This is a genomic window from Pseudomonas sp. UBA6699, from assembly GCF_002454615.1.
Lineage (GTDB): Bacteria > Pseudomonadota > Gammaproteobacteria > Pseudomonadales > Pseudomonadaceae > Aquipseudomonas > Aquipseudomonas juntendi.
In genome coordinates, this window is sequence record NZ_DKJF01000075.1 from 99,217 (window position 1) to 117,022 (window position 17,806).

Consider the following 17,806-nt stretch of genomic DNA (forward strand, 5'->3'; position numbering starts at 1 on the left):
GCATGAGTACGAAAGTGATCAGCCTGGTTTCCATCGGTGCCCACCCCAGCTCCGGCCGCGCCCGCCGCGCCGAACAGGATGCCCGCGCCGTGGAGCTGGGTTTGCAGCTGGCTGGGGATAACTTGCAGGTGGTGCATGCTGGCGATCCACAGGAAGAGGCTTTGCGCGCTTACCTGGGCATGGGCCTGGACCACCTCGATGTGCTGGAGCAACCGGCCGGTGCCGATGTGCTGGGCGTGCTGGGCGATTATCTGCGCGACGCCGGGGCCCAACTGGTGCTGACCGGCAGCCAGGCCGAGACCGGCGAGGGGTCGGGCATGTTACCGTTCCTGCTGGCGGAGAAGCTGGGTTGGCCGTTGATTGTAGGGTTGGCCGAGGTGGAGTCGATCGACAACGGCACCGCCCAGGTCCTGCAGGCTCTGCCACGTGGCCAGCGGCGCCGGCTGAAGGTTCGCCTGCCGCTGCTGGCGACTGTGGATAACGCCGCACCCAAGCCACGCCAGAGTGCCTTTGGCCCGGCACGCCGGGGCGTATTGGCGGCGCGTAACGTGGCCATCGTCGAAGACGAACTGCTGGCCGAGGCCGACTTGCAACCGGCCCGCCCACGGCCCAAGCGGTTGAAGGTGATCAAGGCCAAGAGCGGTGCCGACCGCATGAAGGCAGCGACGGCCAAGGCCAGTGGCGGCGGTGGCAAGGTGTTGAAGGACGTTTCTCCTCAGGAAGGCGCCGAAGCCATCCTCAAGCTGCTGGTGGAAGAGGGCGTGCTGCGTTAAGGCTTCACGCGATCCCTTGTAGGAGCGGCCTTGCGTCGCGATGGGCTGCGCAGCAGCCCCGGCAATCTTGAGTCAGGCTCGAAATCCAGGGGCTGCTGCGCAGCCCATCGCGACACAAGACCGCTCCTACAATGAATCGCGCAGGCTTGATCAGCGCTGACTCGGCTTATAAGTCATGGATGAGCCTGGCTCTTTAGGGTTTTGCCCACAATCACTGTTAGCTGCTCTGTGGATAATCTGTTCGGTACTATCTGAAACCCGCGCAGGTCGTGGCTTGAGAAGAATTGATCAAAAAATAATCAAATTGAATCGGTGGCCTTCTGATTCATGTTTATCAAGGTCTTGAATCGCTTATCCACAACCCAATCGCTGCGCTTTCGCGTTTTGCCCACAAACTCTGTTGGTGTTTCTGTGGGTAAGGTGTACGGAGTCTTCTGTAGCCCTACAGTCATGGCGCCTTGGTGGATTTGACCAAAAAATGATCAGCCATTTCCCCTGACATTTATGCCAGTAGGCAAACCTTCCTGTGACCGCTACGGTATTCCTGCCAGCTCATACCTGTGGATAACCTATGGCAACTTATTTATTGACGACAGATCTACAGTGCTCGGTGTTGCCAAGTCTGCACGCTTATTCACCCTACGGCTTCCGGAAAACCAGCCCAGCACCCGTCCTGGCTTTTGCTGGCCAGCGTCGCGATCCATTCACGGGCAGCTACCCGTTGGGCAATGGCCATCGTTTCTATAGCCCGACCCTGATGCGCTTCACGACTTGCGACTCACTCAGCCCCTTTTCCAAGGGAGGTATCAATGGGTATGTGTACTGTGGGGCAGATCCGGTAAACCGCCATGACCCAAGCGGCGCATTCTGGAGCGTTGTGCTAAGAACCATCGCCTTCCTGTCAAGCGGTGCCACCTTGGGTGGGGCGTTGGCACGTACTGGTCAAAATGTAGTGAAGCGCAGAGCCGCTTTTCGGGAAGCAGCTACCAATCGGGGGATGGAGAGTGGCGCTACTCATAGCGAGTTGCCCCATTTCAGCAGGGTTGCAAACCAGCAATTCCTCTTTACAGGGGGCACTGGTACTGCAGCGCAGCTGTACGCTGCGATCTCTGGTCTGAGCCCGGCCTCTCAGACGGCAACGGATGTACTGGGCTTGTTCAATGCAGGCACTAATCTGAGCGGCGGATACTTTGGCAACTATGTGTCAGCCAGTGACCTGGTCAAGTACCTGTGGCAATACCCGAGGGAAATCCCAGGAGTAGCTCTGGAGACGGTCATGGATGTCACGATGTTGGATGAGATGCTATCTAGCGTAGGCCGCGCATTTACTTATGTAGGGCGAGGGGTTGCAGCAGCTGCGGCCAGCATAAGGTCTTGGAGGACGGGCCCCTATGACGTCCCTGAATAGCAGTGATTTACAGTGATTTGGGCAAGCCTGACGCGCTCCGCCCAAAGCAGGCAGAGCGTTGTCAGGTGGCGGGTGATTCTTACTGCGCCTGCACTTCCTTCAGGTACGGCGCCGGCTCCGCTCCCAGGTTGTTCAACACCCGCTGGCTGTACCAGTCGATGAAGTTGACCACGCCAAACTCGTAAGTCTTCGAGTACGGCCCTGGCTGGTACGCGGTGGAGTTGATCCCGCGCTGGTTCTCTTCGGCCAGTCGACGGTCCTGGTCGTTGGTGGCGTCCCACACCTTGCGCATGTTTTCCGGGTTGTAGTCCACACCTTCCACAGCGTCCTTGTGCACCAGCCACTTGGTGGTGACCATGGTTTCCTGGGCACTGATCGGCCATACGGTGAACACGATCATGTGGTCGCCCATGCAGTGGTTCCACGAGTGCGGCAGGTGCAGGATGCGCATCGAGCCCAGGTCCGGGTTCTTGATGCGGCCCATCAGTTTCTGGCAGGCCTGCTTGCCGTCCATGGTCATCGACACGGTGCCCTTGAGCAGCGGCATGCGCACGATACGGTTACGCAGGCCATGGCTCTTGTGCAGGTAAGGGATCTTCTCGGCTTCCCAGGCGGCGGCAGAGGCGGCCACGTGGTCCTTGAATTCCTGGCTGGCGCGCGGGTCGTTTGTGTCGTCCCATTCCAGCAGGGTTTGCAGCAGCTCCGGGTGCGAACCGTTGCAGTGGTAGCACTCGCGGTTGTTTTCCAGTACCAGCTTCCAGTTGGCCTTTTCCATCAAGGTGGTCTGCACCGCCACCTTGGTGTTTTCCATGTCGTACGGTTCCATGTAGTGGTCCAGGGTGGCCAGGAACTCGTCGATGGCTGGCGGGTTCTGCGCCAGGCTGATGAAGATGTAGCCGCCAGCGACCTTCACGTTCACGGGCTTGAGGCCATACTGGTTCATGTCGAAGTCGGCACCCATCTCGGTGCCGGCGAACAGCAGGCGGCCGTCCAGCTCGTAGGTCCACTGGTGGTATGGGCACACCAGCTTGGCCACCTTGCCTTTTTCGCTGACGCACAGGCGTGAGCCGCGGTGGCGGCAGACGTTGTGGAAGGCATGCACCTTGCCTTCGGCACCGCGCACCACGATGATCGGGTTCTTGCCGATCTGCAGGGTGATGTAGTTGCCCTTGGCCGGGATCTCGCAGGTCATGCCGGCAATCAACCATTCCTTATGGAAGATTTCCTGCATGTCGATCTGGAACAGACGCTCGTCGGTATAGAACGGCTGGGGCAGCGAGTAGGTGCGCTCGCGGGTCTGCAGCATCTCGGCGGTAGCCTTGCGTGCAGGTTCAAGTGGATCGCCCAGGCTCAGGGTTGCGGTGACGTCCATCGTGTATTCCTCGGGGCCGTGCGCGGCCGGCAAAAGGTGGCTAATCGTTGTGGTGGTGCCGCAAGGCTGTCGTTGAAAAAACAGCATGTTGTTTTGCCGTGGAGTGTGCGTCCGAAGACGTCGTGAACCGTATCCATGGGCGACATGGCCGAATTGAATAACGACGCGCCAGGCCTTGTGCCACGGGCCTGGTCGCGATAAGCACGTCGATGTCGCAGGCAGGAATGTGCGTCGTGTTCAGCTTGCGCATTATCGCAGCCATAAAAAGGGCCATAGTCGGCCGCTGGAGATGAACATGTCCGATACCTTCCTCAATCCGGTCACTACCCAGACCTGGGCCAATGGCCGCCACATCGTGCGCTGCGTCAAGGTCATCCAGGAGACCTGGGACGTGCGCACCTTCTGCTTCATGGCCGACCAGCCAATCATGTTCTTCTTCAAGCCAGGGCAGTTCGTCACCCTGGAGCTGGAGATCGAAGGCAAGCCGGTGATGCGTTCCTATACCATCTCCAGTTCGCCATCGGTGCCGTACAGCTTCTCGATCACCGTCAAGCGCGTGCCGGGCGGGCTGGTCTCGAACTTCCTGCACGACACCATGCACGAAGGCCTCGAGGTGCCGGTACACGGCCCTGTGGGCCTGTTCAATGCCATCGACTTCCCTTCGGGCAAGGTGCTGTACCTGTCGGGCGGCGTGGGCATTACCCCGGTGATGTCGATGGCGCGCTGGTTCTACGACACCAACGCCAATGTCGACATGGTGTTCGTGCACAGCGCCCGCTCGCCGAAGGACATCATCTACCACCGCGAGCTGGAGCAGATGGCTTCGCGCATCCCCAACTTCAGCCTGCACATCATTTGCGAAAAGCACGGCCTGGGTGAGCCGTGGGCGGGTTACCGCGGTTACCTGAACCAGCGGCTGATGGAGCTGATCGCGCCGGACTACATGGAGCGCGTGGTGTTCTGCTGCGGCCCGACGCCGTACATGAACGCGGTCAAGCGCCTGCTGGAAGCGGTCGGCTTCGACATGGCCAATTACCACGAGGAATCGTTCGGCGCCACGCCGCCGGAGGCCAAGGCCGACGCCGTGGAACACGCCGAGCAGGCGGCCGACGCCCCAGAGCTGGACGTCTCCGACCTCAACCTGGTGGAGTTCATCGGCAGCGAGAAGAGCATTCGCATTGCCCCGGGCGAGACCGTGCATGCCGCGGCAGCCAAGGTTGGCCTGATGATCCCGAAAGCCTGCGGCATGGGCATTTGCGGTACGTGCAAGGTGCTCAAGCTGGGTGGCGAAGTGGAAATGGAGCACAACGGCGGCATCACCGAAGAGGACGAAGCCGAAGGCTACATCCTGTCGTGCTGCAGCGTGCCGAAAGGGGATGTGCGGATCGATTACTGATCCGAAATCGGGGGGCGATGCGCAGCCCATCGCGACACAAGGCCGCTCCCACAGGCGATCGCGGTCCCTTGTAGGAGCGGCCTTGTGTCGCGATGGGCCGCAAAGCGGCCCCAGGTAGCAGGGTGTCCATGACCTTGTTCATCTGCTCGGAGTTGGCCATCAGGTCGCGGTTCAGCATGTCGCTCAGTTCATCGAGGCGGTTCTCCTGGCTGAGGGTGCGCATACGCGACTCAAGTTGGCGGTATTGGCTGAGCTTGTCGTAGGCTGCCTGTTCGTCGTCGGCGCGGATCATGGGCACGTAGGCCTCGCGGGCGCCGTCCATCTGGGCATTGCGCTGGTCGAGCAGGTTCAGGGTATCGCGCTGGGTCTGGGCATCGCGGTTGACCAGCAGGCGGTACGAGAGCGTGCGCATGCGCAGGTTCAGCTCATCCAGAATCTTGATGCTCGGTACGTTGTCCTGCTCGATGACCTCGCCTGCCTAGCGGATGTTGCCCATTTGGACCAGCAAAAAGATGCCGAGGCCGAGCATCAACAGGCCAATCAACGCGAAGCCAAGTAGCGCACGCGGGGCGATATTCATGTTGCGTAGAGACATGGCAGAAGGGTTCCAGGCAAGGAAGAGGAGGGGTGCTGGAGGTGCGACGAAATGGGGCTTGCCGGGCTATTGGACGTGGCCGCCGAGTCTTGAGTGCGGCTGCGAAATAATTATGAGGGCGCTAACCATTTCCTGACCGGCGGTTGACCCAGGTCGGAACAAGGGGGTGGTTCCTCTGTCAATCTGCGGGTCAGCAACCCTGTGAATCCGATATTTAATGGCGATGGGCGGCAGTTTTCTTTATCGTGTGCGCCCCTCGCAACAACCTGAGATAGACCCATGCTGGAAGCTTCCCTGAATCAAATCGAGCAACTGGTCAGCGACCTGATGCAGAAGAACGCTCAACTTGCCGAGCAGAACACCGCCCTTGGCCAGGAACTGGCCCAGGCCAAGGAAGAAAACGAAACCCTGCAGCTGTCGCTGATGGAGCAGGAAGAAAAGAATGGCGCCACCGCCGCACGCATCCAGGCCCTGGTTGAGCGCGCCAGTGCGGGCGTTGTCGGCGCATGAGACTGCAAGAGCAGCCGATCAATGTCGTGTCGATTCTCGGCATCGACTATTCGATCAAGGCGCCCGAAGGCCAGGAAGAAACCTTGGCCCAGGCGGTACGGATGCTCAACACTGCCCTTAACGAAACCAAGCGCCAGTACCCGACATTGATCGGTGACAAGCTGTTGGTACTGGCTGCCCTCAACCTTTGCTCCAGGCAGGTCGAGTTGCAGAAAGAACACCAGCAAACCCTGGCGCGCACCCAGGCGCAGATCGACGCGACCGTGGATGCCATCGTCCGCACAATCGCAGAGTCCTGATCGGTCCTTTGGGCGCTGCGCGCCCCTCCGCCAAACAAGGCCGCACCTACAGGTTGACCCGACCCCCGTAGGTGCGGCCTTGTGTCGCGATGGGCTGCAAAGCAGCCCCAAGTTCCAGTGCATTGTCTCCAACGACTGGATTAACTGAATACTCAAGTGTATACACTTCTCGCAAAACAATAATGTTGCGGGGGGGTAGGGCATGGGTTTCTGGCGCAAGAGCATCCAGTGGCAATTGATAACCAGCATGGGTGGTGCCTTGCTGGCGAGCATCCTGGTGGTGGTCATCATCTTCACCGTGGCGCTCAATCGCCTCACCGAGCGTTACCTGGTGGACACCGCCCTGCCGGCCAGCATCGAGGCCATCCGCAACGAAATCGAACACATGCTGGGCCAGCCGCTGGTGGCAGCGGCGGACATTGCCGGCAATACCCTGCTGCGCGACTGGCTTGCCGCCGGTGAAGACCCCGCCCAGGTCCCGCAGTTTCTCGAATACCTCACGGCAGCCAAGCAGCGCAACCGGGCGTTCACCACCCTGTTCGTGGCGACCGAAACCGGCCATTACTACAACGAAAATGGCCTGGACCGAACCCTCGACCGCAGCAACCCCAAGGACAGCTGGTTCTACGGCTACGTCGACAGCGGTGCCGAGCGGTTCATCAACATCGATGTCGACGGCTCCACGGGCGAGCTGGCGCTGTTCATCGACTACCGCGTGGAAAAGAACGGCCGGTTGGTCGGCGTGGCCGGTATGGGCCTGCAAATGACCGAGCTGTCGAAACTGATCCACGACTTCAGTTTCGGCGAGCATGGCAAGGTATTTCTGGTGCGCAACGATGGCCTTGTCCAGGTGCACCCGGAAGCAGCGTTAAGTGGCAAGCGCCAGCTCGGCGAGCAGCTTGGCGCCCAGGCCGCCAAGGCGGTACTGAGCGGCGGCGCCAGCCTGCGCAGCGGCCGCTTCGAGCGTGACGGCGAACAATACCTGGCCTTTGGCTTGCCTTTGCGTGACCTGAACTGGACCTTGGTCGCCGAAGTGCCGGAAGCGGAAATCTACGCCCCCATGCAACAGGCGGTATGGCTGACCAGCCTGATTGGTGGCGCCGTAGCCTTGGTATCGTTGCTGCTGGTGGTGTTGCTGGCACGCGGCCTGGTGCGGCCGCTGCGGCGCGTCACCGCTGCGCTGGTGCAGATTGGCAGCGGTGCGGGCGACCTCAGCCAGCGCCTGGATGACTCACGCCCGGATGAGCTGGGCGACCTGGCCCGTGGCTTCAACCGCTTCCAGGGCAGCCAGCGCGACCTGATCGGCGAGGTACTGAATACTTCCGAGCGCCTGCACCGGGCCGTGGAGCAGGTGACGCAGGTAGTGGACAACACCGCCGAGCGCTCTGGGCGCCAGCAAGACATGACCGCAATGGTCGCCACCGCCGTGCACGAGATGGGCCTGACCGTGCAGGACATTGCGCGCAACGCCGGTCAGGCAGCTCAAGCGTCGCAGGCGGCACGGGATGAGGCATTGCAGGCGCGCGAGGTGGTGCAGCGGTCGGTCCGGGGCATCGAGGGCATGTCGGGCGACATTGGCAAGGCCGCCGATGCAGTCAGCCAGTTGGCTGATGAAGTGGCCTCGATCGATGAAGTATTGGCGGTAATCCGCAGTATTTCCGAGCAGACCAACCTGTTGGCGCTGAATGCTGCCATCGAAGCCGCGCGGGCAGGGGACATGGGTCGCGGTTTTGCCGTGGTCGCCGATGAAGTACGGACGCTGGCCCGGCGCACGCAGTTGTCCACCGATGAAGTGCAGCAGATGATCCAGCGCCTCAAGCAAGGGGCAGGTTCTGCGGTGACCTCGATGCAGGCAGGGCAGCAGGCGACGGGCACCGGTGTGGAAGCGAGCCAGCGTACAGGGGCGTCGCTGGGTGCGATTACTGATCAGGTGGAGCACATCAGCGACATGAACCACCAGGTGGCTACGGCGACTGAAGAGCAGTCGGCGGTGACCGAGGAAATCAACCGCACGGTGCAGGGGATTTCCGATCTGGCGCGGGAGACGGCGGCCGAGGTGCAAGGGTGCCGGGAGGAATGTCAGGCGTTGCGTAGCTTGGCTGATGACCTGGCGCGGCAGATGGGTGGGTTCAAACTTTAGATTGGGGTTGGCCTCTTCGCGGGCTTGCCCGCTCCCACAGGTACTGCACAGCGCTCGAAGGCGGCGGTAACCCTGTGGGAGCGGGCATGCCCGCGAATGCAATCTGTCAGGCGGTGATTATGCTGCGGATATCCGCCGCCAGCTCACGCACCCGCTCTTGCTCGGTATCCCACGAGCACATGAACCGCGCCCCGCCGCTGCCAATAAAGGTATAGAACCGCCAGCCTTTGCCGCGCAGTGCTTCAATGGCGTGCTCCGGCATCTGCAGGAACACCCCGTTGGCCTCCACCGGGAACATCAGCTCGACCCCCGGCAAATCACTCACCAAAGATGCCAGCAGCTGCGCGCACTGGTTGGCGTGGCTGCCATGGCGCAGCCAGGCGCCACCTTCCAGCAGCCCCACCCACGGCGCCGACAGGAAGCGCATTTTCGACGCCAGTTGCCCCGCCTGCTTGCAGCGGTAGCCGAAGTCCTCGGCCAGCTGGCGGTTGAAGAACAGGATCGCCTCGCCCACCGCCATCCCGTTCTTGGTGCCGCCAAAGCACAGCACGTCGACGCCGGCCTTCCAGGTCAGCTCCGCCGGGCTGCAGCCCAGGAACGCGCAGGCATTGGTGAAGCGCGCGCCGTCCATGTGCAGGTTAAGGCCCAGTTCCTTGCAGGTGGCGCTGATGGCCTTGAGTTCGTCGGGGCGGTAGACCGTGCCGACCTCGGTGGCCTGGGTGATGGTGACCACGCGGGGCTTGGGGTAATGGATGTCCTGGCGCTTGAGCGCCACTTCGCGGATGGACGCCGGCGTCAGCTTGCCGTGCACGCTGGCTGCGGTCAGCAGCTTGGAACCGTTGGAAAAGAACTCGGGTGCGCCGCATTCGTCGGTTTCGACGTGGGCGGTCTCGGAGCAGATCACGCTGTGGTAGCTCTGGCACAACGAGGCCAGGGCCAGGGAGTTGGCGGCAGTGCCATTGAAGGCGAAAAACACTTCGCAATCGGTTTCGAACAGCTTGCGGAAGTACTCGGCCGCGCGCTCGGTCCATTGGTCGTCGCCATAGGCGCGGTCGTGGCCGTGGTTGGCCTTCTCCATCGCCGCCCAGGCTTCGGGGCAGATGCCGGAATAGTTGTCGCTGGCGAATTGTTGGCTCTTGTCTGTCATGACACTACTGTCCTGTGAACGACGCAGATCAGCACTCTAAACCATCGATTCGGCGGTTGCCTATACAAGCTGTGCAACAGTCGGTTGCTGGGTTGCCTGTGCTGGCCGCTTCGCGGGCAAGCCCGCTCCCACAGGGCTACCTCAAGCCCTCAGAACACCGCCATACCTGTGGCAGCGGGCATGCCCGCGAACGGGCCGGCAGCAACGGCAAAAAAACGTATGTCGTAAACGCGCCATTGCAAGGCGTGCGCAGGCATCTGACCTACCCCGCCCAGTCATAACATCGCCACAAAGGGCCGCAGTGCCCCACGACAAAAAACGATCGCTGCCGGGAGATACACGATGTTCAGCAAGCAAGACCAGATCCAGGGTTACGATGATGCACTGCTGGCGGCGATGAATGCCGAAGAGCAGCGCCAGGAAGACCACATCGAGCTGATCGCCTCGGAAAACTACACCTCCAAGCGCGTGATGCAGGCCCAAGGCAGCGGCCTGACCAACAAATACGCCGAAGGCTACCCAGGCAAGCGCTACTACGGCGGCTGCGAGCACGTCGACAAGGTAGAGGCCCTGGCCATCGAGCGCGCCAAGCAACTGTTCGGCGCCGACTACGCCAACGTTCAGCCGCACTCCGGCTCGTCGGCCAACGGCGCTGTCTACCTGGCCCTGCTGCAGGCTGGTGACACCATCCTCGGCATGAGCCTGGCCCACGGCGGCCACCTGACCCACGGCGCCAAAGTGTCGTCCTCTGGCAAACTGTACAACGCTGTGCAATACGGCATCGACACCAATACTGGCCTGATCGACTACGACGAAGTCGAGCGCCTGGCCGTCGAGCACAAGCCGAAAATGATCGTTGCCGGTTTCTCGGCCTACTCCAAGACCCTGGACTTCCCGCGCTTCCGCGCCATCGCCGACAAAGTGGGTGCACTGCTGTTCGTCGACATGGCCCACGTGGCAGGCCTGGTCGCCGCTGGCCTGTACCCGAACCCGATCCCGTTCGCCGATGTGGTCACCACCACCACCCACAAGACCCTGCGTGGCCCGCGTGGTGGCCTGATCCTGGCCAAGGCCAACGAAGAGATCGAGAAGAAGCTCAACGCCGCGGTCTTCCCGGGCGCCCAGGGCGGCCCGCTGATGCACGTGATCGCCGCCAAGGCCGTGTGCTTCAAGGAAGCCCTGGAACCTGGCTTCAAGGCCTACCAGCAACAAGTGATCGAAAACGCCCAGGCCATGGCCCAGGTGTTCATCGACCGTGGCTATGACGTGGTGTCCGGCGGTACCGACAACCACCTGTTCCTGGTCAGCCTGATTCGTCAGGGCCTCACCGGCAAGGATGCCGACGCAGCCCTGGGCCGCGCGCACATTACCGTCAACAAGAACGCCGTGCCGAACGACCCGCAATCGCCGTTCGTGACCTCGGGCCTGCGCATCGGCACCCCGGCCGTCACCACCCGCGGCTTCAAGGTCACCCAGTGCGTGGCCCTGGCCGGCTGGATCTGCGACATCCTCGACAACCTCGGTGACGCAGACGTGGAAGCCGATGTGGCGAAGAACGTCGCGGCGCTGTGCGCTGATTTCCCTGTTTACCGCTGAGTGGAGTAAACGACAATGCAACGCTATTCGGGCTTCGGCCTTTTCAAACACTCCCTCAGCCACCACGAGAACTGGCAGCGCATGTGGCGCACGCCGACCCCTAAAAAGGTCTACGACGTGGTGATCGTTGGCGGTGGCGGCCATGGCCTGGCCACGGCCTACTACCTGGCCAAGGAACACGGCATCACCAACGTGGCCGTGATCGAAAAAGGCTACCTGGGCGGTGGCAACACTGCCCGTAACACCACCATCGTGCGCTCCAACTACCTGTGGGACGAGTCGGCCCACCTGTACGAGCACGCCATGAAGCTGTGGGAGGGCCTGTCCCAGGACCTCAACTACAACGTCATGTTCTCCCAGCGCGGCGTGTACAACCTGTGCCACACCCTGCAGGACATGCGTGACTCCGAGCGTCGCGTATCGGCCAACCGCCTGAACGGCGTGGATGGCGAGCTGCTGAACACCGCCCAGGTCGCGGCCGAAATCCCCTACCTGGACTGCTCGAAGAACACCCGCTACCCAATCCTTGGCGCCACCGTGCAGCGCCGCGGCGGCGTGGCCCGTCACGACGCCGTGGCCTGGGGCTTTGCCCGTGCCGCCGACGCCCTGGGTGTGGACCTGATCCAGCAGACCGAGGTGATCGGTTTCCGCAAGGAAAACGGTGCCGTCATCGGCGTGGAAACCAACAAGGGCTTCATCGGCGCCAAGCGCGTCGGCGTGGTCACCGCCGGTAACTCGGGGCACATGGCCAAGCTGGCCGGCTTCCGCCTGCCGCTGGAATCGCACCCGCTGCAAGCCCTGGTATCCGAGCCGATCAAGCCAATCATCGACAGCGTGATCATGTCCAACGCCGTGCATGGCTACATCAGCCAGTCCGACAAGGGCGACCTGGTGATCGGTGCCGGTATCGACGGCTGGGTCGGTTACGGCCAACGCGGTTCGTACCCGGTGATCGAGCATACCCTGCAAGCCATCGTCGAAATGTTCCCCAACCTGTCGCGCGTTCGCATGAACCGCCAGTGGGGCGGCATCGTCGATACCTCGCCGGACGCCTGCCCGATCATCACCAAGACCCCGGTCAAGAACATGTTCTTCAACTGCGGTTGGGGTACTGGCGGCTTCAAGGCGACCCCGGGTTCGGGCAACGTCTTTGCCGCGAGCCTGGCCAAGGGCGAAATGCACCCACTGGCTGCGCCGTTCTCCATGGACCGCTTCTACAACGGCGCACTGATCGACGAACACGGCGCCGCCGCCGTCGCCCACTAACCGGAGACACCGTCATGTTGCATATTTTCTGTCCCCACTGCGGCGAGCTGCGCTCCGAAGAAGAGTTCCACGCCTCTGGCCAGGCGCACATCGCCCGCCCGCTGGACCCGGCTGCGTGCTCCGACGAGGAGTGGGGTACCTACATGTTCTACCGTGACAACCCACGCGGTATTCACCACGAACTGTGGGACCACGTTGCCGGCTGTCGCCAGTACTTCAACGTCACCCGCGACACCGTGACCTACGAAATTCTGGAAACCTACAAGATTGGCGAAAAGCCGCAAGTGACCGCCAACGGTAAAGCCGCCAGCGCACCGTCCGCCGTCAAAGGCCAAGGGGAAAAAGTATGAGCCAGACCTATCGCCTCGCCAGCGGCGGCCGTATCGACCGCAGCAAGGTCCTGAACTTCACCTTCAACGGCAAGACCTACCAGGGTTATGCCGGTGACAGCCTGGCCGCCGCGTTGCTGGCCAACGGCGTCGACATCGTTGGCCGCAGCTTCAAGTACTCGCGCCCCCGCGGCATCATCGCCGCCGGTACCGAAGAGCCGAACGCCATCCTGCAGATCGGCTCCAGCGAAGCCACCCAGATCCCCAACGTGCGTGCCACCCAGCAGGCGCTGTATGCAGGCCTGGTCGCCACCAGCACCAACGGCTGGCCGAACGTCAACAACGACGTCATGGGCATCCTGGGCAAGGTCGGCGGCAGCATGATGCCGCCGGGCTTCTACTACAAAACCTTCATGTACCCCAAATCGTTCTGGATGACTTACGAGAAGTACATCCGCAAGGCAGCCGGCCTGGGCCGTGCACCGCTGCAGAACGACCCGGACAGCTACGACTACATGAACCAGCACTGCGACGTGCTGATCGTCGGTGCCGGCCCTGCTGGCCTGGCAGCAGCACTGGCCGCCGCGCGCAGCGGTGCCCGGGTGATCCTGGCCGACGAACAGGAAGAGTTCGGCGGCAGCCTGCTCGATACCCGCGAAACCCTGGACGGCAAGCCTGCCGCCGAATGGGTCAGCGCCGTGGTCAAAGAGCTGGAAGGCCTGCCGGAAGTGACCCTGCTGCCACGTGCCACGGTCAACGGCTACCACGACCATAACTTCCTGACCATTCACGAGCGCCTCACCGACCACCTCGGCGACCGCGCCCCGATCGGCCAGGTACGCCACCGCGTGCACCGTGTGCGCGCCAAGCGCGTGGTACTGGCTGCCGGCGCCCACGAGCGCCCGCTGGTGTACGGCAACAACGACGTGCCGGGCAACATGCTGGCCGGTGCCGTGTCCACCTACGTACGCCGCTACGGCGTGGCCCCGGGCCGCAAGCTGGTGCTGTCGACCAACAACGACCACGCCTACCGCGCGGCGCTGGACTGGCACGATGCCGGCCTGCAAGTGGTCGCCATTGCCGATGCCCGCCACAACCCGCGTGGTTCGCTGGTTGAAGAAGCGCGTGCCAAAGGCATCCGCATCCTTACCTCCAGTGCCGTGATCGAGGCCAAGGGCAGCAAGCACGTGACCGGCGCCCGTGTGGCGGCGATCGATGTGCAGGCGCACAAGGTCACCAGCCCTGGCGAAACCCTCGAGTGCGACCTGATCGCTTCGTCGGGCGGTTACAGCCCGATCGTTCACCTGGCATCGCACCTGGGCGGTCGCCCGGTATGGCGTGACGACATCCTCGGTTTCGTACCGGGCGATGCGCCGCAAAAACGCGAATGCGTGGGTGGCATCAACGGCGTCTACGCCCTGGGCGATGTGATTGCCGATGGTTTCGAAGGCGGCGTTCGCGCGGCCACCGAAGCCGGTTTCAAGGCCACCGTTGGCACCCTGCCGAAAACCGTTGCACGCAAGGAAGAGGCCACCGTGGCGCTGTTCCTGGTACCGCACGACAAGGGCACCAAAGGGCCGAAGCAGTTCGTCGACCAGCAGAACGACGTGACCGCCGCCGGTATCGAACTGGCCACCCGTGAAGGTTTCGAGTCGGTCGAGCACGTCAAACGCTACACCGCGCTGGGCTTTGGTACCGACCAGGGCAAGCTGGGCAACATCAACGGCCTGGCCATTGCCGCGCGTTCCATCGGCATTACCATTCCGGAAATGGGTACCACCATGTTCCGCCCCAACTACACGCCGGTCACCTTCGGCGCGGTAGCGGGCCGCCACTGTGGTCATCTGTTCGAGCCCGTACGCTTCACCGCCCTGCATGCCTGGCACGTGAAGAACGGCGCCGAGTTCGAAGACGTCGGCCAGTGGAAGCGTCCGTGGTACTTCCCCAAGGCAGGTGAAGATATCCATGCTGCCGTGGCCCGCGAATGCAAGGCCGTGCGTGACAGCGTGGGCCTGCTGGACGCCTCCACCCTGGGCAAGATCGACATCCAGGGCCCGGATGCCCGTGAGTTCCTGAACCGCATCTACACCAACGCCTGGACCAAGCTCGACGTGGGCAAGGCCCGCTACGGCCTGATGTGCAAGGAAGACGGCATGGTCTTCGACGATGGCGTAACCGCCTGCGTCGGCGACAACCACTTCATCATGACCACAACCACCGGCGGCGCTGCACGCGTGCTGCAGTGGATGGAGCTGTACCACCAGACCGAATGGCCAGAGCTGAAGGTGTACTTCACTTCAGTCACCGACCACTGGGCCACCATGACCCTGTCCGGCCCCAACAGCCGCAAGCTGCTCAGCGAGCTGACCGACATCGACATGGACAAGGAAGCCTTCCCGTTCATGACCTGGAAGGAAGGCAACGTAGGCGGTGTACCGGCCCGGGTGTTCCGTATTTCGTTCACCGGCGAGCTGTCGTACGAAGTGAACGTGCAGGCCAACTACGCCATGGGCGTGCTGGAACAGATCATCGAGGCGGGCAAGAAGTACAACCTGACCCCGTATGGCACCGAGACCATGCACGTTCTGCGCGCCGAGAAGGGCTTCATCATCGTCGGTCAGGACACCGACGGCTCGATGAACCCGGACGACCTGAACATGAGCTGGTGCGTGGGCCGCAACAAGCCGTTCTCGTGGATCGGCCTGCGTGGCATGAACCGCGAAGACTGCGTGCGTGAAAACCGCAAGCAGCTGGTTGGCCTGAAGCCGATCGACCCGACCAAGTGGCTGCCCGAAGGCGCCCAGCTGGTATTCGATCCCAAGCAGCCGATCCCGATGGACATGGTTGGCCACGTGACCTCCAGCTATGCGTCCAACTCGCTGGGCTACTCGTTCGCCATGGGCGTGGTCAAAGGCGGCCTCAAGCGCATGGGCGAGCGCGTCTACTCGCCGCAGGCGGATGGCAGCGTGATCGAGGCGGAAATCGTGTCTTCGGTGTTCTTCGATCCGAAGGGTGAGCGGCAGAACGTTTGACTCCGGGCCCTGTGGGGGCAGGCCAGGCCCAATCGCCGGCAAGCCAGCTCCCACAGGATCGATGCAGCTTTGAAGGTTGGTGAGTTCCCTGTGGGAGCTGGCTTGCCGGCGACAGGGCCGGTAGCCCCAACACAAACGCTGCGTCGCATCGACGAACCAGAATTCAAGGCAGGTAAGAAATGAGCGCTATCAACGTCTTCCAGCAAAACCCCGGCGCCGAGGCCAAAGCCCAGTCGCCACTGCACCACGCCGACCTGGCCAGCCTGGTTGGCAAAGGCCGCAAGAACGCAGGCGTAACCCTGCGCGAAAAGAAGTTTCTCGGCCACCTGACCCTGCGCGGCGATGGCCATGACCCGGAATTCGCCGCGGGTGTACACAAGGCCCTGGGCCTGGAGTTGCCTGTAGCCCTGACCGTGGTGGCCAACGGCGACACGTCGCTGCAATGGGTTGGCCCCGATGAGTGGCTGCTGATCGTGCCTGGCGGCCAGGAACTGGCGGTCGAGCAAAAGCTGCGTGCAGCCCTCGAAGGCCAGCACATTCAGGTGGTCAATGTGAGCGGCGGGCAAAGCCTGCTGGAACTGCGCGGCCCCCATGTCCGTGAAGTGCTGATGAAGTCCACCAGCTATGATGTTCACCCGAACAACTTCCCGGTGGGCAAGGCCGTCGGTACCGTGTTCGCCAAGTCGCAACTGGTGATCCGCCGTACTGCCGAAGACACCTGGGAACTGGTGATTCGCCGCAGCTTCGCCGACTACTGGTGGCTGTGGCTGCAGGACGCTTCGGCCGAGTACGGCCTGAGCATCGAGGCTTAAGGAGCGCAGAACATGAGTCGGGCACCGGATACCTGGATTCTCACCGCCGACTGCCCGAGCATGCTCGGCACCGTCGACGTGGTGACGCGTTACCTCTTCGAGCAGCGCTGCTACGTGACGGAGCACCACTCCTTCGACGACCGGCAGTCGGGGCGCTTCTTCATTCGCGTGGAGTTTCGCCAGCCGGACGATTTCGATGAAGCCGGCTTTCGCGCCGGCCTTGCCGAACGCGGCGAAGCGTTCGGCATGGTGTTCGAGCTGACCGCCCCGAATCACCGCCCCAAAGTGGTGATCATGGTGTCCAAAGCCGACCACTGCCTGAACGACCTGCTGTATCGCCAGCGCATTGGCCAACTGGGCATGGACGTGGTCGCGGTGGTGTCCAACCACCCTGACCTCGAACCCTTGGCGCATTGGCACAAGATCCCGTACTACCACTTTGCCCTCGACCCCAAGGACAAGCCTGGGCAAGAGCGCAAGGTGTTGCAGGTCATCGAGGAAACCGGTGCCGAGCTGGTGATTCTTGCGCGCTACATGCAAGTGCTGTCGCCTGAGCTGTGCCGGCGCCTGGACGGCTGGGCGATCAACATCCACCACTCGTTGCTGCCCGGGTTCAAGGGCGCCAAGCCTTATCACCAGGCTTACAACAAGGGCGTGAAAATGGTCGGTGCCACGGCGCACTACATCAACAACGACCTCGACGAAGGGCCGATCATTGCCCAGGGCGTCGAGGTGGTGGACCACAGCCATTACCCGGAAGACCTGATCGCCAAGGGCCGCGACATCGAATGCCTGACCCTGGCGCGGGCGGTGGGCTATCACATCGAGCGGCGGGTGTTCCTCAACGCCAACCGGACTGTGGTTCTGTAATAACCTGTACCGGCCTACAGGTATTGCGTGAACTCAAAGCCAGCGCGAGCGGGCAAGCCCGCGAAGCAGGCGACGCGGTGTATTGCACCGGCTACGCCGGTGATCGCCGGCAAGCCAGCTCCCACAGGGATCGCATCAGGGCAGACAGGTGTTTGCCACAAGGTATGCAGCGCCTATTAGAGCGAGCGCCGCCCGCGCGGCGCATCGCGAGCTGAGCTCGCTCCTACGTTTGTTTCGGGCCAGTAACCCCTGTGCCAGATG

Annotated in this window: 14 protein-coding genes and 2 pseudogenes; 13 read left to right on the top strand and 3 right to left on the bottom strand. The window is 62.4% G+C overall.

The features are described 5' to 3' along the window. The first annotated feature begins 2 nt into the window (after window positions 1–2). Both B3361_RS14245 and B3361_RS14250 read left to right on the top strand, forming a co-directional pair. A complete protein-coding gene (locus tag B3361_RS14245; protein ID WP_054905542.1) occupies window positions 3–773 on the top strand; it encodes an electron transfer flavoprotein subunit beta in 771 nt (256 codons plus the stop codon). A 571-nt stretch (window positions 774–1,344) separates the two neighbouring features. After that, window positions 1,345–2,181: an RHS repeat-associated core domain-containing protein gene (locus tag B3361_RS14250; protein WP_154211107.1), complete on the top strand. Its 837-nt coding sequence runs from the start codon at window positions 1,345–1,347 to the stop codon at window positions 2,179–2,181. Between the two features lie 79 nt (window positions 2,182–2,260). Here the strand turns inward: B3361_RS14250 and gbcA are convergent, their stop codons facing one another. Beyond that, entirely contained in the window at window positions 2,261–3,553 is a 1,293-nt protein-coding gene (gbcA, locus tag B3361_RS14255; RefSeq protein ID WP_009682910.1) for a glycine-betaine demethylase subunit GbcA, read from the bottom strand. A gap of 295 nt (window positions 3,554–3,848) precedes the next feature. Between gbcA and gbcB the strand changes: the two genes are divergently transcribed. After that, complete coding sequence (gene gbcB / locus B3361_RS14260) at window positions 3,849–4,949, top strand: glycine-betaine demethylase subunit GbcB (RefSeq protein ID WP_009682911.1); 1,101 nt, start codon at window positions 3,849–3,851, stop codon at window positions 4,947–4,949. A 115-nt stretch (window positions 4,950–5,064) separates the two neighbouring features. Here gbcB and B3361_RS14265 read toward each other — a convergent pair. Continuing rightward, window positions 5,065–5,544 (bottom strand): annotated as a pseudogene (locus tag B3361_RS14265) (MCP four helix bundle domain-containing protein); the annotation flags it as partial. A gap of 279 nt (window positions 5,545–5,823) precedes the next feature. Between B3361_RS14265 and B3361_RS14270 the strand changes: the two are divergent. From B3361_RS14270 to B3361_RS24110, 4 genes and pseudogenes are all read left to right on the top strand, one after another. Continuing rightward, on the top strand, window positions 5,824–6,054 hold the full coding sequence (locus B3361_RS14270) for a hypothetical protein (RefSeq protein ID WP_009683367.1): 231 nt from the start codon (window positions 5,824–5,826) through the stop codon (window positions 6,052–6,054). Further along, window positions 6,051–6,353 carry a cell division protein ZapA gene (locus B3361_RS14275; RefSeq protein ID WP_029886391.1) on the top strand — a complete coding sequence of 101 codons (303 nt, stop codon included), beginning with the start codon at window positions 6,051–6,053 and terminating at the stop codon, window positions 6,351–6,353. Before B3361_RS14270 ends, B3361_RS14275 begins: the two co-directional genes overlap by 4 nt. A gap of 247 nt (window positions 6,354–6,600) precedes the next feature. After that, window positions 6,601–7,629 (top strand): annotated as a pseudogene (locus tag B3361_RS24105) (HAMP domain-containing protein); the annotation flags it as partial. 135 nt (window positions 7,630–7,764) lie between these two features. Further along, window positions 7,765–8,493, top strand: a complete 729-nt coding sequence (locus B3361_RS24110; RefSeq protein ID WP_371105830.1) for a methyl-accepting chemotaxis protein — start codon at window positions 7,765–7,767, stop codon at window positions 8,491–8,493. A gap of 106 nt (window positions 8,494–8,599) precedes the next feature. Here B3361_RS24110 and B3361_RS14285 read toward each other — a convergent pair whose 3' ends face one another. Continuing rightward, window positions 8,600–9,640 (bottom strand): threonine aldolase family protein, encoded by a 1,041-nt coding sequence (locus B3361_RS14285; protein ID WP_054906170.1) that lies wholly within the window; start codon window positions 9,638–9,640, stop codon window positions 8,600–8,602. Between the two features lie 342 nt (window positions 9,641–9,982). Between B3361_RS14285 and B3361_RS14290 the strand changes: the two genes are divergently transcribed. The 6 genes from B3361_RS14290 (at window position 9,983) to purU (ending at window position 17,545) form a co-directional block, all read left to right on the top strand. After that, complete coding sequence (locus B3361_RS14290; RefSeq protein ID WP_009683372.1) at window positions 9,983–11,236, top strand: serine hydroxymethyltransferase; 1,254 nt, start codon at window positions 9,983–9,985, stop codon at window positions 11,234–11,236. Window positions 11,237–11,251: 15 nt separating this feature from the next. Then, window positions 11,252–12,502, top strand: coding sequence for a sarcosine oxidase subunit beta family protein (locus tag B3361_RS14295; protein WP_003255680.1), 1,251 nt, complete (start codon window positions 11,252–11,254; stop codon window positions 12,500–12,502). Window positions 12,503–12,516: 14 nt separating this feature from the next. After that, the gene (locus B3361_RS14300; protein ID WP_009683373.1) at window positions 12,517–12,852 is read left to right on the top strand and encodes a sarcosine oxidase subunit delta; all 336 of its coding nucleotides are present in this window, start codon (window positions 12,517–12,519) and stop codon (window positions 12,850–12,852) included. Further along, window positions 12,849–15,863 (top strand): sarcosine oxidase subunit alpha, encoded by a 3,015-nt coding sequence (locus B3361_RS14305; RefSeq protein WP_047150218.1) that lies wholly within the window; start codon window positions 12,849–12,851, stop codon window positions 15,861–15,863. The genes B3361_RS14300 and B3361_RS14305 overlap by 4 nt, the downstream gene beginning before the upstream one ends. A 179-nt stretch (window positions 15,864–16,042) precedes the next feature. After that, window positions 16,043–16,675, top strand: a complete 633-nt coding sequence (locus B3361_RS14310) for a sarcosine oxidase subunit gamma (protein WP_009683376.1) — start codon at window positions 16,043–16,045, stop codon at window positions 16,673–16,675. A 12-nt stretch (window positions 16,676–16,687) separates the two neighbouring features. Next, on the top strand, window positions 16,688–17,545 hold the full coding sequence (gene purU / locus B3361_RS14315; protein WP_009683377.1) for a formyltetrahydrofolate deformylase: 858 nt from the start codon (window positions 16,688–16,690) through the stop codon (window positions 17,543–17,545). Window positions 17,546–17,806 lie beyond the last annotated feature (261 nt).